The sequence below is a fragment of the uncultured Methylibium sp. genome (assembly GCF_902826655.1).
GTDB lineage: Bacteria > Pseudomonadota > Gammaproteobacteria > Burkholderiales > Burkholderiaceae_C > Methylibium.
The window spans coordinates 1-14,659 of record NZ_CADEFR010000072.1; the positions used below are offsets into that span (position 1 = coordinate 1).

A 14,659-nucleotide genomic window follows, 5' to 3' on the forward strand; every position below is an offset into this window, starting at 1 on the left:
CCTCGGCGGTCTTCTTCATCTTGCGCAGCACTTCGGCGCTGATCTGCGGCGGCGCCAGCTTCTTGCCGCGCACCTCGACCCAGGCGTCGCCGTTGTCGGCGGCCGCGATCTTGTAGGGCATCAGGTCGATGTCCTTCTGCACTTCCTTCTCGGTGAACTTGCGGCCGATCAGGCGCTTCACCGCGTACAGCGTGTTGCGCGGGTTGGTCACCGCCTGGCGCTTGGCCGAGGCACCGACCAGCACCTCGCCGTCCTCCTGGTAGGCCACGATGGACGGCGTGGTGCGCGCACCTTCGCTGTTCTCGATCACCTTGGTGGTGTTGCCTTCCATGATGGCGACGCACGAGTTGGTGGTCCCCAGGTCGATGCCGATGATCTTGGCCATGGTCAAAACTCCTTCAAACGGTATTCAGATGATGGGAAGCTGTGGATAACTTCCTGTTCTTCAAGCGGTCGGTGCGCGATCCGTTTCACTTCGGCGCGGCCACAGTCACCAGTGCGGGCCGGAGCACGCGGTCGGCGATCAGGTAGCCCTTCTGCAGCACGGCGACGACGGTGTTGGCTTCCTGGTCGGCCGGCACGACCGAGATGGCCTGGTGCTGGTGCGGGTCGAACCGGGTGCCGGCCAGGGGCGCGATCTCGAGGACCTTGCTGCGCTCGAGGGCGGCCGACAGCTGGCGCAGCGTCGCGTGGCTGCCCTCGCGCAGCTGCTCGATCGTGGCGTTCTCGATCGCGAGCCCGGCTTCCAGGCTGTCCTTCACCGGCAGCAGGCTCTCGGCGAAGGACTCGATCGCGAACTTGCGCGCCTTGCTCATCTCCTCTTCGGAGCGGCGACGGGTGTTCTCGACCTCGGCCTTGGCGCGCAGGTAGGCGTCGGCCATCTCGGCGTGCTTTGCCTCGAGCTCGGCGAGCTTCTGCTCGGGGCTGGCCGCCTGCGTCGGGTCGCTGGCCGCAGGCCCTTGATTTTCTTCAGGTTTTTCCATCGTTGCGGGGTCGAGAAAAGCGCGACCGCAGACAACTGGGGCCGTTGCCCCTACTTTCAAGAGGACTTTTTCGGCCCGTGGGCTCAGCCGTCGATCGACACGCTCCAGCGATCCCAGTCGGCGAGCTTGCGGCGGTCGCGCTTGGTCGGCCGGCCCTGCTCGATGGTGGCGGCCGGCTCGGGGGCCAGTTGCCGCTGACGCGCCTGCGCCTCGCGGCGCGCGACGCTCTCGGCCGTCTCCTCGTACAGCGCCTGGGCCACCGGCGCCGGGCCGCGCGTGCCGCTGAGGCCGCGGACCACGACGGTGCGCTCGACGGTGCCCTGGCGCAGCTTCACCTCGTCGCCGGGCCTGAGCTCGCGCGAGGCCTTGGCCAGCTGGCCGTTGACCTGCACGCGCTGGCGGCCGATCTCGTCGGCGGCGAGGCTGCGTGTCTTGAAGAAGCGCGCGGCCCAGAGCCACTTGTCCAGTCGCAGGCCGGCGTCGGCACGGTTCGTCGTCGTCACGGCGGCGATTGTGGCGGCTCCCGCCGGAAGACCGCCACCGCATCCAGGCCGACGATGCGGCCGTCGACCTCGCGGTCGAGCAGCTGCAGGTCGCCGCCGACGCGCTCGCAGACCTCGCGGCAGATGGCGAGGCCCAGGCCGCTGCCCGAGGTCGGATGGCCGGTGTGGAAGGGTTCGAACAGCCGCTGTCGCTGCTCGGGCGTCAGCCCGGGTCCGCTGTCGCGCACGATCAGGCGCGCCTCGTCGCCGATCGACTCGACGATCAGGGACAGCGGCCCGCCGTGCGGCGTCGCGCGGATGGCGTTGTGCAGCAGGTTGCGCGTCAGCTCGCGCAGCATCCACGCATGGCCTCGCGCCGGCACCGGCTCGGCCGGCGCGACGAGCTCGAAGTCGATCGCCCGGTCGGCCACCAGCGGCGCCAGGTCCAGCGCGACTTCGGCCGCCACCTCGCCGAGATTGACGGCCTCCGGCGGCGACTCGCGGTGCACCTGCTCGACCTTCGCGAGCGCCAGCATCTGCTGGGCGAGGCGGATCGCGCGGTCGACCGTCTGGCCGATCGCTGCGAGCGTGGCGCGCGGGTCGGCGTGGCCCTGCAGGCCGTTCTGCACCTGCAGCTTCAGCACCGCCAGCGGCGTGCGCAGCTGGTGCGAAGCGTCGCGGACGAACTGGCGCTGCTGCGCCACGCCGCGCGCGACCCGCTGCATCAGTTCGTTCGTCGCGCCGACCAGCGGCTGCAGCTCCAGCGGCAGGCCGCGGGTGGCCAGCGGCGAGAGGTCGCGCGCGCCGCGTGCGCCGAGCTCGCCACGCAAGGCGTCGACCGGCCGCAGCGCGCGGGCCACCACCCAGGCGGTGACCGCGGCGACGACGATGATCAGCAGCGCCTGGCGCAGCAGCGTGTCCCGCAGGATCTGGCGGGCCTGGGCCTCGCGCACCTCCAGCGTCTCGGCGACCTGGATCAGCGCGATGCCGCGGCCGTCGGCCCCGGCCACCGGCTGGTGCAGCGCGGCCATGCGCACGGGCACGCCCTCGAACTGCGAGTCGACGAAGTCGACCAGGGCCTGGTACGGGCCGCGCTGCGAGACCGTGCCGACATGGCGCGGCAGGCTCGCATAGCCCGAGATGAACTCGCCATCGAAGCCATCGATGCGCCAGACCATGCGCCCGGCGTTGCCGACCTCGAAGACCTCCAACGCCTCGTAGGGAAGCTCGACCTGCAGGCGGCCGTCCTTGAGCGTCAGGCGCTCGCCGATCGCGCGTGCCGACGCGAGCAGCGTGCGGTCGTAGGCGATGTGCAGCGACCGCAGCGTGCTGCGGTACAGGCTCACCGTGTCGATGACGACGAACAGCGCGATCGGCCCGACGATCCAGGCCAGCAGGTAGCGGCGCAGCGAGTGGTGCATCGGCTGCCGGTCAGGCCGGGTCGGACTCGCGCAACAGATAGCCCAGGCCGCGCAGCGTCACGAGCGTCGCGCCCGATCCGATCAGCTTCTTGCGCAGCCGGTAGGCGACCACCTCGATCGCCTCGAACTGGATCTCGGTCTCCATCGGGAAGACGACGCGGAACAGCTTCTCCTTCGGCACCGCGTGGCCCGGCTGGGCGATCAGCGCCTTCAGCAGGGCCTGCTCCCGCGGGGTCAGCTCGAGGACCTCGGTGCCGAGATAGAAGGCGCCCGACTCGCGATCCAGCGTCAGACCGCCGCAGCGCAGCGGCGTGTCCCGGTCGCGGCCGTGACGGCGCAGCACGGCGCGGATGCGCGCTTCGAGCTCGTCGATGTCGAAGGGCTTGCCGAGGTAGTCGTCGGCGCCGGCGTTCAGCCCGAGCACCCGGTCGCCGACCGCGCCGCGCGCGGTCAGCACGACGATGGGCACGGTCGCGCCGTCGCTGCGCAGCTTGTGCAGGACCTGCAGGCCGTCGAGGCCGGGGATCGTCAGGTCGAGCAGGGCCAGGTCGGGCGGATCGTGACGCAGGCGCTGCAGCGCGTCGCCGCCGTTGGCGCAGCGCTCGACCTCGAAGCCGCGGCGCTCCAGCGCCAGCTGCAGGGCCTGCGCCAGCACGACCTCGTCCTCGATCAGCAGCAGCTTCATGAGACGGAGTGTCGCGCGGGCCGGCCGCGGCGTCCGCCGGGGGCGGCCCGCGCCGGACAGCGGTTTGACAGCTGCAGACCCCGCCGCTGACAGCCGAGTGACAGCGCCGGCCCGGTCGCGCGGGTTGTTGCCGAGCGGCGCGCGAGCCGGCCGCCGGCAGCATCCATCCGCCCCCGAACAACGAACCAGGAGACCGCATGAGCCGCCCCTTGTCCCGCCCGATCCCGACACACCGGATGGCCCCGCCCGCGCGCGGGGTCGTGCTCGGGCTGGCCGCGCTCGCCGCGGCCGGCACCGCCCACGCTCAGAGCAGCGTGACGCTGTACGGCCTGGTCGACACCTACGTCGAGCACCGCAACCACGTCAACGCGGCGGGCGACGCCGTCTGGCTGCTGGGCACGCCGGCCGGCGCCACCGGCTCCGGCGGCATGAACACCTCGCGCTGGGGCATGCGCGGCAGCGAGGATCTCGGCGGCGGCCTGAGTGCGATCTTCAACCTCGAAGGCGAACTGAGCCCCGACACCGGCGCCGGCAACGCGAACCCGTTCAGCCGTCAGGCCTGGGTCGGCCTCGAGGGCGGCTTCGGTCGCCTGATCGCCGGGCGCTCGTACACCACGACCTACGACTTCATCCTGCCGTTCGACCCGCTCGGCTACGCGCCGATCGCCTCGTGGGGCACGGCGGGCAGCGCCAGCGGCGGCCGTGCCGACGGCATGATCACCGGCCTGTCCAACCAGCTGAAGTACCGCTACACGCTGGGCGGCTTGCGGTTCGGCGCGAGCTACGGCTTCGGCGAGCAGGCGACGAGCGCCAGCGACTCCGCCACCTACAACCTCGCCGTCAGCTACACCGTCGGTGGCCTGGGGCTGGTGGCGACCGCCGAGCGCCAGAACGGCAACACCACGACCACGGCGCCGATCGGCCGCAACAAGCGCACGGCGGTCCACCTGGGCGCGAGCTACGAGATCGGCCCGGTCAAGTTCTTCGCGGTGGCCCGCGACTACAAGCTCGACCCCATCGCCGCCGGGCCGGACAACAAGAGCACCACGTACTGGGTCGGCGCCGCCTACAAGATCACGGCGCCGCTGACGCTGACGCTGGCCTACTACAAGCAGGACATCAAGGACGGCGTCCGCGCCGGCACCACCGATGTGCCTGGCAGCGATCCTTCCCTGGCGGTGCTGCGGGCCCGCTACGCGATGTCGAAGCGCACCGACCTGTACGCGGTGGCCTCCTACGCCGCCGCGAAGCGCGCGGTGGTCGGCATCTCGCGCGACGATGCCGGCTTCGACGACAACCAGACCAGCGTGGCGGTGGGCATCCAGCACCGTTTCTGATCGACGCTGACAGCGCGGTCGCGGCCCGGGGCAAACCCGCAAGCCCCGGCCGCGCCGGCGCCGCAGACTGTCCCATCGAACGGAGACCTCCATGACGCAAGCCCCTTCGAAGCGCCGCTGGTTCGCGGCCCTGGCCGCCTTCGCGGCGATCGCCGCGAGCTGGCCCGCCCAGGCCGGCGAGAACTACAAGATCACGATCGGCGCGAACCCGGGCGGCGGCTACGACCAGACCGGCCGCGGCATCGGCAAGGCCTTGCAGGAGTCGGGCGCGGCCGACGCGGTGACCTACGAGAACAAGGGCGGTGCGGGCGGGACGATCGCGCTGGCGCAGTTCTCGAACGCGGCCAAGGGCGAGCCGAACTCGATGATCGTGGTCGGCGCGATCATGGTCGGTGCGATCGTGCAGAACAAGCCGCCGGTGACGCTGGCCAACGCGACGCCGATCGCCCGACTGCTGGCCGAGTACAACGTCTTCGTCGTGCCGGCGGCGTCGCCGATCAAGAGCATGAAGGACGTCGTCGAGCAGATGAAGAAGGACCCGGCCAGCGTCAAGTGGGGCGGCGGCTCGAAGGGGTCGGTCGACCACGTCAGCGTCGCGATGATCGCGCGCGAGATCGGGGTCGACGTGGCGAAGATGAACTACGTGCCGTTCCGCGGCGGCGGCGAGGCGGTGATCGCGATGCTCGGCGGCCACGTCACGGTCGGCACGAGCGGCCTGGCCGAGCTCGACGAGTTCATCAAGGCCGGCAAGCTGCGGCCGATCGCGATCACCTCGCCGAACCGGCTCAAGGGCGTGGACATCGCGACGCTCAAGGAGCAGGGCGTCAACGTCGAGATCGGCAACTGGCGCGGCGTCTACGGCGCGCCGGGCACGACGCCCGAGCAGCAGAAGAAGCTGATCGAGGCGGTGGCGAAGGCGACCAAGAGCAAGGCCTGGGCCGAGACGCTGGAGAAGAACAACTGGACCGCAGCGCTCCTGACCGGCGGCGAGTTCGCGAAGTTCGTCGACGACGACCACGCGCGCGTGCGGGCGCTGATGTTCAAGCTCGGCATGCTGTGACGATGAGCCCACGGATGCTCGTCGGCGGCGGCGCGGTCGCGCTTGCCGCGCTGCTGGCGGCCGGCGCCAGCCAGATCCACGGCGACGCCGGCTATGCCGGCATCGGCCCGGCTTTCCTGCCGTGGCTGGTGAGCGGCGCGCTGGCGCTGTGCGGCGTGCTGCTGATGATCGAGGCGGCGCGCGCGCCGGTCTCGACGCCGTCCGACGAGCCGCGCGCGAAGGGCGACCTGTCGTCGATGGCCTGGATCTCGGCCGGCCTGCTGCTGAACGCGGCGCTGATCAACACGCTGGGCTTCATCCTGTCGTGCGCGCTGCTGTTCGCACTGGCGGCACGTGGCTTCCGGCGGTCGATGGGGCAGGCGGCGGGGCTCGCGCAGCTCGGTCGTGACGCCGTGATCGGTTTCGCGATCTCGGCGCCGGTCTACTGGATGTTCACCAAGGGCCTGGGCCTGACGCTGCCGGGCCTGACGAAAACCGGTTGGCTCTGACCCACAGCAGCGCATGGACATCTGGCAGCAGCTCCTCGCCGGCTTCGCGACCGCCGCGACGCCGGTCAACCTGATGTGGGCCTTCGTCGGCTGCTTCATCGGCACCGCGGTCGGCGTGCTGCCGGGCATCGGCCCCGCGCTGACGGTGGCCATGCTGCTGCCGATCACCGCGAACGTGCCGGTGACGGCTTCGATGATCATGTTCGCCGGCATCTACTACGGCGCGATGTACGGCGGCTCGACCACGTCGATCCTGCTCAACACGCCCGGCGAGACCGGCTCGATGGTCACCGCGATGGAGGGCAACCGCATGGCCAAGAGCGGCCGGGCCGGCGCGGCGCTGGCCACCGCGGCGATCGGTTCCTTCGTGGCCGGCACCGTCGCCACGGTGCTGGTGACGCTGTTCGCGCCCTTCATCGCCGACTGGGCGCTGAAGCTCGGCCCGCCGGAGTACTTCGCGCTGATGCTGCTGGCGTTCACCACGGTGTCGGCGGTGCTCGGCTCGAGCATGCTGCGCGGCATGACGGCGCTGTTCATCGGGCTGGCGATCGGCCTGGTCGGCATCGACCAGATCTCCGGCACGGCGCGCTACACCCTGGGGGTGCCGGAACTGGTCGACGGGATCGAGGTCGTGCTGGTGGCCGTCGGGCTCTTCGCGGTCGGCGAGGCGCTCTACTTGGCGCTCTACGAAGGCCGGCAGACCGAGAGCCGCAATCCGATGTCGAGCGTGCGGATGAGCCGGCGCGACTGGCGCCGCTCCTGGCCGGCATGGCTGCGCGGCACGGCGCTCGGCTTTCCCTTCGGCACGCTGCCGGCCGGCGGCACCGAGATCCCGACCTTCCTGTCCTACGGCCTGGAGAAGCGGCTCGCCAAGGGCGAGGACCTGGCCGAGTTCGGCGGGCGCGGCGCGATCGAGGGCGTGGCCGGCCCCGAGGCCGCCAACAACGCCAGCGTGACGGCGGCGATGGTGCCGCTGCTGACGCTGGGCATCCCGACCTCCAACACCACCGCGATCCTGCTGTCGGCCTTCCAGAACTACGGCATCCAGCCGGGGCCGACGCTGTTCCAGACCTCGGCGGCGCTGGTGTGGGCGCTGATCGCGTCGCTCTACATCGGCAACCTGATGCTGCTGGTGCTGAACCTGCCGCTGGTCGGGCTGTGGGTGAAGCTGCTGAAGATCCCCAAGCCGCTGCTGTACGCGGGCATCCTGATCTTCGCGACGGTGGGCGTGTACGGCATGCGGCAGTCGGCCTTCGACCTGGTGCTGCTGTACGCGATCGGCCTGCTCGGGGTCCTGATGCGGCGCTTCGACTTCCCGACCGCGCCGGTGATCGTCGGCATGATCCTCGGGCCGATGGCGGAGGCGCAGCTGCGCAACGCGATCAGCATCGGCGAGGGCCGCTGGACCGTGCTGGTCGAGCGCCCGTTCTCGGCGACGGTGATCGTGCTCTGCGGCCTGCTGCTGATCGCGCCTCCGCTGTGGCGCTACTGGAGCCGGCGCCGACCTTAGCCGGGTGCGCCCAGCTGCCGCGCGCGGTCGGCGCTCGCCTGGAGGGCTGCGGCGTCCGGGGCCGACTGCGTCGGCCAGCCCTGCAGGTGGCGGATCGAGAGGTCGGCGAGCGCCGCGATCCACTCGTGCTGGTCGTTGAGGCAGGGGATGTACTGGAACTCCTGGCCGCCGGCGTGCAGGAAGGCCTCGCGCGCCTCCTGCGCGATCTCCTCCAGCGTCTCGAGGCAGTCGGAGGTGAAGCCGGGGCAGGCCACGTCGACGCGCTTCAGGCCTTGCTGCGCCAGCTTGACGAGGCTGGGCTCGGTGTAGGGCTCGAGCCACTTCGCCTTGCCGAAGCGGCTCTGGAACGTGACCATCACCTGCCCGGGCCGCAGGCTCAGGCGCTCGGCCAGCAGGCGCGCGGTCTTGTGGCACTCGCAGTGGTAGGGGTCGCCGAGGTGCAGGGTGCGCTCGGGCACGCCGTGGAAGCTGAGCACCAGCTTCTCGGCCCGGCCGTGGGTCATCCAGTGGTCTTCGATGCGCCGGGCCAGCGCGCGGATGTAGCCCGGGTCGTCGTGGTAGCGGTTGACGAAGCGCAGCTCGGGCAGGCGCCGCGTGCGGCCGGCCCAGGCGTAGACGGCGTCGAACACGCTGGCGGTGGTGGCGGCCGCGTACTGCGGATAGAGCGGCAGGACGAGGATGCGGGTCGCGCCGTCGGCCTTGAGGGCGTCGAGCTGGCTCGCGACCGAGGGCTGGCCGTAGCGCATCGCGTGCCGCACCCGCACGCGGTGGCCGCGCTCGCCGAGGTAGCCGCCCAGCAGCGTGGCCTGCTTCGCGGTCCACACCGCGAGCGGCGAGCCCTCGGGCGTCCAGATGCTGGCGTACTTGGCGGCCGACTGCTTGGGGCGCACGCGCAGGATCACGCCGTGCAGGATCAGCAGCCACAGCGCGCGCGGGATCTCGACGACGCGCGGATCGCCCAGGAACTCGGCCAGGTAGCGGCGCAGCGCGGCCGGCGTCGGCGCGTCCGGCGTGCCGAGGTTGACCAGCAGCAGGCCGACCTGCTCGGCGCTGCCGTGCCGGTGCGCGGGTTCGGGAGCGAGGGGCATCAGGCGGTGGCGGTGCGCAGCGCGTCGAGGTCGCCGATCACCCGCTCGATGTCGATCGGCTTGGTCCAGTAGCCGGTGAAGCCGGCCTCGCGGGCGCGTTCCAGGTCACTGGGCAGGGCGTCGGCCGAGCACATGAAGGCCGGGGTGCCGGCCAGCGGCGGCAGGGCGCGCAGGTGGCGCAGGAGTTCGTAGCCGCTCATGCTGGGCAGGTTGGCGTCGAGCACCAGCACCTGCGGCGGCCAGTCGCGCACCAGGGCCAGGGCCTCGGGGCCGTCCTCGGCGATGCGCAGCTCGATGTCGCCGTGCCGCTTGATGGCTTCTTCGAAGAGGATCGCATTGAGGCGATTGTCCTCGACATAGAGCATGCGCAGGGGGGCGGTCGCGCTGGCGGGGTCGAGGGAGGTCTCGGCCGCGGCCACGACGGTGCTGGCCGCCAGCGGATCGTCGTCGCGGGCCAGCGGCAGGGTGATCCGCACCTGGGTGCCGCGGCCGATCTGGCTGCTCAGCTCCAGCTCGCCGCCCATCTCCTGGACGAGGCGGCGCGAGATGATCAGGCCCAGGCCGGTGCCCTCGACCGACGACGTCTCGCGGCCGAGCCGCTCGAAGGGCTGGAACAGGCGCGCCTGCTCGGCCGGGCTCAGGCCCGGGCCGCTGTCCTCGATCAGCAGCACGCAGCGCGCGTCGTCGGCCTGCTCGAGCACGCAGCGCAACCGGCCGCCTTCGCGGTTGTACTTGACGCCGTTGGACAGGATGTTCAGCAGCACCTGGCGCAGGCGTTGCGCGTCGGCGCGCACGCGCAGCACCGGGTCGACCTCGCGATCGATCGCGATGCGCCGCGCGGCGGCCTGCGGGCCGATCAGCTCGAGCGCGCCGTCGACGACCGACTGCAGGCGGACCGACTCGAGCCGCAGCGTCAACCGGCCTTCCTCGACCTGCTGCAGGTCGAGGACGTCGTTGACCAGCGCCAGCAGGTGGCGGCCCGAGCTGAGGATGTGCTCGCTGAACTGCGTGACCTGCGTCGCGCTCGCACCGCCGTGGCCGCTCATCTGCAGCAGTTGGGCGAAGCCGATCACTGCGTTGAGCGGCGTGCGCATCTCGTGGCTCATGCGCGACAGGAATTCGGTCTTGGCGCGGCTGGCCAGTTCGGCGGCCTGCTTGTCGCGCAGCGCTTCCTCGGCGGCCTTCAGGCGCGTGATGTCGGTGTGGATGCCGACGACGCGCCGGGGTGTGCCGTCGGCGCGTCGCTCGACGATCCGGGCGCGGTCCAGCACCCAGATCCAATGGCCCTCCTTGTGCCGCAGCCGGTGCTCGGTGCGGTACTCGTCGGACTCGCCGTTGCGGTAGCGGCGGATCGCCTCGCGCACCGGCGGATAGTCGTCGGGGTGGACGCGGCGCGACCACTCGAGCAGGGAGCCGCCGATCTCGTTGTCGCGGTAGCCGAGCATGGTCTTCCAGCGCGGCGAGTAGAAGACCTGGCCGCCTTCCTCGTCGTAGTCCCAGACGCCGTCGCCCGCGCCCTCGAGCGCGAAGCGCCAGCGCGCCTCGGCCTGGGCCAGCGCGGCCTCGGCGCTGCGCTGGGCGGTGATGTCGCGGAAGGTGACGACGCAGGAGACCTGTGCGTCGTCCGGCTGCAGTCGCATCGGCAGTGCGCTCAGTCGCACCAGGCGCTCGCTGCCGTCGGGACGGCGCAGGCGGTGCACGCGGTCGAGGGCGCTGCGGCCGGTCTTCAGCACCTCGGCGACCGGGTGCTCGGGCATCGGCACCGGCGTGCCGTCCTCGAAGCACAGCTGGTAGCCGATGCGGCTGAGTCGCTGGCCGGTCAGCGACTGCGCGCGCGCACCGAGCAGTGCGCAGGCCGAGGGATTGGCGGTCACGATGCCCCCGTCGGGCGCGACCACCAGCAGGCCGTCGCTGATGGAGTCGGCCACCGAGCGGTAGAGCGCCTCGCTGAGCTCGAGCTGGCGGGCCGCGTGGGTGCGCTCGGTGACGTCGCGTGCCAGGTAGAGCACGCGATCGCCCGACATCGGCGCGATGCGGGCCTCGAACTGCCGATGCCGGCCGTCGCGCGTGACCAGCGCGTACTCGTAGCGCTGCACTTCGCCGCTGGCCGGGGCGTCGCGGATGGCGCGCTCGGCCTGCGCGATGCGCGCCGCGTCGATGCGGTCGGGCAGCGGCTCGGCGAAAGGGCGGCCCCGCATCTCGGCGAAGGGCCGCAGCAGCGCCGGGTGGTGGTCGTCGCTGCACTCCAGGTAGCGGCCGTCGCGGTCCAGCACGAACCACAGGTCGGGCAGCGCGCGCAGCACCGCGCTCAGGCGCGACTCCTGCTCGGCCAGCGCCAGCTCGGCGCGGCGGCGCGGCGTGATGTCGATCGACAGGTGGATGACGCTGCCGTCGGGCAGGCGCTGGTCGGTGACCAGCACGTGCTCGTTGCCGAAGCGCAGCTCGTGCTGCTGGCCCTGCAGGGTCGGCAGCGCGAGCCGCCAAGCGACGAACTCGGCCTCGCGGCCGCGCGCGTCCGGGTAGATGCCCGCATCGACGAGGGCCTGCACCAGGTCCGGCCAGTGCTCGGGCAGCGTGGGGACGTAGCGCATGATCGAGGCCCGCCACTCGGCGTTGCTCATCAGGATGCGGCCGTCCTCGCTGCTGACCATCACGCCGGCGGCGACGCGCTCGATGGCCTCGCGCAGCAGTTGCTGCGTGCGCTCGGCGGCGCTGCGTTGCGCGAGCTCGGCGGTGACGTCGCGCGCCGCGCCGCGGTAGCCCTGGAAGACGCCGGCGTCGTCGAACACCGGCAGGCCGCTCATCGAGATCAGCAGCGCGCCGCGCGGCGTATCGCGCAGGGCCACCGCGTCCTTGAAGGGCCGGCGCTCGGCGCGCGCCCGCAGGTAGCGCTCGTAGGAGCGCTGGTGTTCCTCGCCCGGGGGCTGGTTCTGCACGCGCCCCAGGCGCCCGATCTCGGCGGCTGCGGACTCACCGGTGTGCGCCTCGGCGCTGTCGGAGACCCAGGTCAGGTAGCCGTCGACGTCGCTCTCCCACAACCAGTCGCTGCCGGCCTGGCTGGCGCTGCTGACGCGTTCCTCGAGCAGGCTCGCGCGGTGGGCGCGCAGGCGCGCGGTCAGCAGCGAACCCGCCAGCTCACCGAGGTCGCGCAGGGCCGCGCGGGCGCGGTCGTCGAGCCGGCGCGGCTGCTCGTCGATGACGAAGACGCTGCCGATGCTGTGACCGTCGACGCGCACCGGCTGGCCCACGTAGGCGCGCAGGAAGGGCGGCTCGACCACCATCGGGTGGTCGCGAAAGCGGGCGTCCTGATGGGTGTCGGCGACTTCGAAGGCGTCGTCGGCGCACAGCGTGTAGCTGCAGAAGGCCAGGTCACGCGGCGTCGCGATCGCGGCATCGAGGCCGATCGCGGCCAGGAAGCGCTGCTGCTCGGCGTCGACGATGCTGATGCCGCCGGCCGGCCAGCCGCTTTGCAGGCAGACCAGGCGCGCGATCGCGGCGAACGCCGGATCGACGTCGGTCTCGAACAGCCGCAGCTCTTGCAGCAAGCGCAGTCGATCGGCTTCGTCGGCGGGCAGGGGGGCCGGCTTCATGCGGCGTCGGGCACCGGTGGCGGAGGGCGCAGCTACTTTAGCCGCAGGGCGCGGATGCCGCGTGCCGTCTTCGCGGACACTGTGCGACGAAGTCCGCACCTGCCCGATCCGACACCGTGAACCTGTACCCCGATCGCATCCGAGCGTTGACGCTGGACCTCGACGACACGCTGTGGCCGATCTGGCCGACCATCGGCCGGGCCGAGGCCGTGCTGCACGCCTGGCTGGCCGCCCATGCGCCGCGCGTCGTGCAGCGCTTCGACCCGGCGGCGATGCGCGCAGCGCGTGAAGCGGTCGCCCATGAGCGGCCCGACTGGGCGCACGACCTCAGTGCGCTGCGCCGCGAGAGCATCCGCCGGCTCCTCGCCGCGGCCGACGAGGACGAGGCGCTCGCCGGTCCGGCCTTCGACGTCTTCTTCGCCGAGCGGCAGCGCGTCGACCTCTACGACGATGCGCTGCCGGCCTTGCAGCGGCTGGCGGCACGCTGGCCGGTGCTCGCGCTCAGCAACGGCAATGCCGACCTGGCGCGCATCGGCCTGTCCGCCTGGTTCCGCGGCAGCCTGGGGGCGCGCGAACTCGGCGTCGGCAAGCCGGACCGCCGCATCTTCGACGCCGCCTGCGGACGGCTGGGCTGCGCACCGCACGAGGTGCTGCACATCGGCGACGATCTGGCGCTCGACGTCCGCGGCGCGCTCGATGCCGGCATGCAGGCTGCCTGGGTGCGGCGCGGCGATGCGGTGCACGACCCGGCCGTGCCGTGCTGGCAGGGCCCCGACCTGCTGGCGCTGGCGGACCGTCTGGGCGCCTGAGCGTCCGAGCGAGGCGCCGCTCACGCGCCGCCGCGCGGCACCGTGTCCTGGAAGCTCAGCACCTCGAAGTTGACCGTCGGGGCGGTCGGGTCGGTCGGCGACGCGCCGAGGCAGATCACGCCGCTGCCGTGCAGCGTGCAGCTGCCGCGGCGCAGCGCGATGACCTCGCTGCGCCCTGCGAAGCGCACATAGGTGCCGTTGTAGCTGAGGTCGCTGACCTGGAAGGTGCCGCCGTGCCATTCGACGCGGGCGTGCGAGCGCGACACCCGCGTGTCGTCGACGCAGTAGGTCGCCTGCGGGCTGCGCCCCAGCACCGCCGGCAGGTCGGTGCCGGCGAACACGCGGTTCAGGTCCAGCCAGGTCAGGCGCAGGCCGTCGGGTACCGCGGTGGGCACCGAGCCCTCGAACAGCGTCGCGACGGTCTCGCCGAAGCGCCGCGCCTCGAGGCGGTAGACCTGCACCGGTTCCTGGCGACCCCGCAGCTGCAGCTTGGACAGCGAGCGGAAGCGCCCGCGGTGGTCGCGGTCCAGGCCGTCGAGCACGTGCTGGGTGGTCAGCGTCTCGTTGTCGCCGGCGCTGTCGAGCAGCCGCGCGGCGACGTTGACGGCGTCGCCGAAGCAGTCGCCGTTGAGTTCGACCACCTCGCCGTGCGCCATCGCGACCTGCAGCTTGAGCGCCGCCCGGCGAGAACCCCGCTTGGGGGCGGTGTCGGCGACGATGCGGTCGATCGACTCGTGCATCTCGTCCGCGGCGTCGATGCCGCCTTGCGGGTGCTCGAACACCGCCATCAGGCCGTCGCCCAGCGTCTTGATCACCTGGCCGCCGCAGCCGACGACGATCTGCGCCATCAGCGCGACGCTCTGCGTGACGACGGAGGCGGCTTCGGCGTTGCCGAGGGTCTCGAACAGCCCGGTGCTGCCGCGCAGGTCGGCGAACAGCACGGTGCGTTGGAGGAGGGCGGTCATCGGAGCTTTGTGCGATCGGTCACGCAAAAGTTTATCCCGCACCGCGGCATCGGGGCTCTCCCCAGGAAAGCGGTCGAGAAAAAGCCCGGCACGCGGCCGGGCTTTCCTGGCGCAGGAGCACTCAGAGGTTGTCCAGGTAGGTCCTGAGCTTGTCGGACCGGCTCGGGTGCTTGAGCTTGCGGATCGCCTTGGCCTCGATCTGGCGGATGCGCTCGCGCGTGACGTCGAACTGCTTGCCGAC

General features: G+C 71.8%; 14 protein-coding genes. 5 read left to right on the forward strand and 9 right to left on the reverse strand.

Features of this window, described 5'->3' with window-relative positions; all coding sequences use genetic code 11:
* From QZV97_RS18300 to QZV97_RS18320, 5 genes are all read right to left on the reverse strand, one after another.
* Window positions 1-385: Hsp70 family protein (locus tag QZV97_RS18300; protein ID WP_295645934.1), on the reverse strand; the 385-nt coding region annotated here is incomplete at its 3' end.
* 85 nt (window positions 386-470) lie between these two features.
* The gene (grpE, locus tag QZV97_RS18305) at window positions 471-983 is read right to left on the reverse strand and encodes a nucleotide exchange factor GrpE (RefSeq protein ID WP_295645937.1); all 513 of its coding nucleotides are present in this window, start codon (window positions 981-983) and stop codon (window positions 471-473) included.
* Between the two features lie 83 nt (window positions 984-1,066).
* Window positions 1,067-1,486, reverse strand: coding sequence for an RNA-binding S4 domain-containing protein (locus QZV97_RS18310; RefSeq protein WP_295645940.1), 420 nt, complete (start codon window positions 1,484-1,486; stop codon window positions 1,067-1,069).
* Window positions 1,483-2,886 (reverse strand): sensor histidine kinase, encoded by a 1,404-nt coding sequence (locus QZV97_RS18315; protein ID WP_295645944.1) that lies wholly within the window; start codon window positions 2,884-2,886, stop codon window positions 1,483-1,485. Before QZV97_RS18315 ends, QZV97_RS18310 begins: the two co-directional genes overlap by 4 nt.
* A gap of 10 nt (window positions 2,887-2,896) precedes the next feature.
* On the reverse strand, window positions 2,897-3,571 hold the full coding sequence (locus QZV97_RS18320) for a response regulator transcription factor (protein ID WP_295645947.1): 675 nt from the start codon (window positions 3,569-3,571) through the stop codon (window positions 2,897-2,899).
* 236 nt (window positions 3,572-3,807) lie between these two features.
* On the opposite strand from QZV97_RS18320, the gene QZV97_RS18325 reads away from it, so the two are divergent.
* From QZV97_RS18325 to QZV97_RS18340, 4 genes are all read left to right on the forward strand, one after another.
* Window positions 3,808-4,908: a porin gene (locus QZV97_RS18325; RefSeq protein ID WP_295645967.1), complete on the forward strand. Its 1,101-nt coding sequence runs from the start codon at window positions 3,808-3,810 to the stop codon at window positions 4,906-4,908.
* Window positions 4,909-4,999: 91 nt separating this feature from the next.
* The gene (locus tag QZV97_RS18330) at window positions 5,000-5,968 is read left to right on the forward strand and encodes a tripartite tricarboxylate transporter substrate binding protein (RefSeq protein WP_295645950.1); all 969 of its coding nucleotides are present in this window, start codon (window positions 5,000-5,002) and stop codon (window positions 5,966-5,968) included.
* A gap of 2 nt (window positions 5,969-5,970) precedes the next feature.
* Window positions 5,971-6,456, forward strand: a complete 486-nt coding sequence (locus tag QZV97_RS18335) for a tripartite tricarboxylate transporter TctB family protein (RefSeq protein ID WP_295645952.1) — start codon at window positions 5,971-5,973, stop codon at window positions 6,454-6,456.
* A gap of 13 nt (window positions 6,457-6,469) precedes the next feature.
* Window positions 6,470-7,966 (forward strand): tripartite tricarboxylate transporter permease, encoded by a 1,497-nt coding sequence (locus tag QZV97_RS18340; protein WP_295645954.1) that lies wholly within the window; start codon window positions 6,470-6,472, stop codon window positions 7,964-7,966.
* Here QZV97_RS18340 and hemH read toward each other — a convergent pair.
* Complete coding sequence (gene hemH, locus QZV97_RS18345; protein ID WP_295645957.1) at window positions 7,963-9,054, reverse strand: ferrochelatase; 1,092 nt, start codon at window positions 9,052-9,054, stop codon at window positions 7,963-7,965. The two genes, QZV97_RS18340 and hemH, sit on opposite strands and share 4 nt — an antisense overlap.
* Entirely contained in the window at window positions 9,054-12,644 is a 3,591-nt protein-coding gene (locus QZV97_RS18350; RefSeq protein WP_295645960.1) for a PAS domain S-box protein, read from the reverse strand. The genes hemH and QZV97_RS18350 overlap by 1 nt, the downstream gene beginning before the upstream one ends.
* Window positions 12,645-12,760: 116 nt before the next feature.
* On the opposite strand from QZV97_RS18350, the gene QZV97_RS18355 reads away from it, so the two are divergent.
* On the forward strand, window positions 12,761-13,453 hold the full coding sequence (locus tag QZV97_RS18355; protein ID WP_295645962.1) for an HAD-IA family hydrolase: 693 nt from the start codon (window positions 12,761-12,763) through the stop codon (window positions 13,451-13,453).
* 20 nt (window positions 13,454-13,473) lie between these two features.
* Here QZV97_RS18355 and QZV97_RS18360 read toward each other — a convergent pair whose 3' ends face one another.
* Together QZV97_RS18360 and QZV97_RS18365 are read right to left on the reverse strand one after the other, a co-directional pair.
* Window positions 13,474-14,418 (reverse strand): adenylate/guanylate cyclase domain-containing protein, encoded by a 945-nt coding sequence (locus tag QZV97_RS18360; protein WP_295645964.1) that lies wholly within the window; start codon window positions 14,416-14,418, stop codon window positions 13,474-13,476.
* 121 nt (window positions 14,419-14,539) lie between these two features.
* Window positions 14,540-14,659 (reverse strand): sigma factor-like helix-turn-helix DNA-binding protein (locus QZV97_RS18365; protein WP_295645970.1); only part of this gene is annotated, 120 nt, incomplete at its 5' end.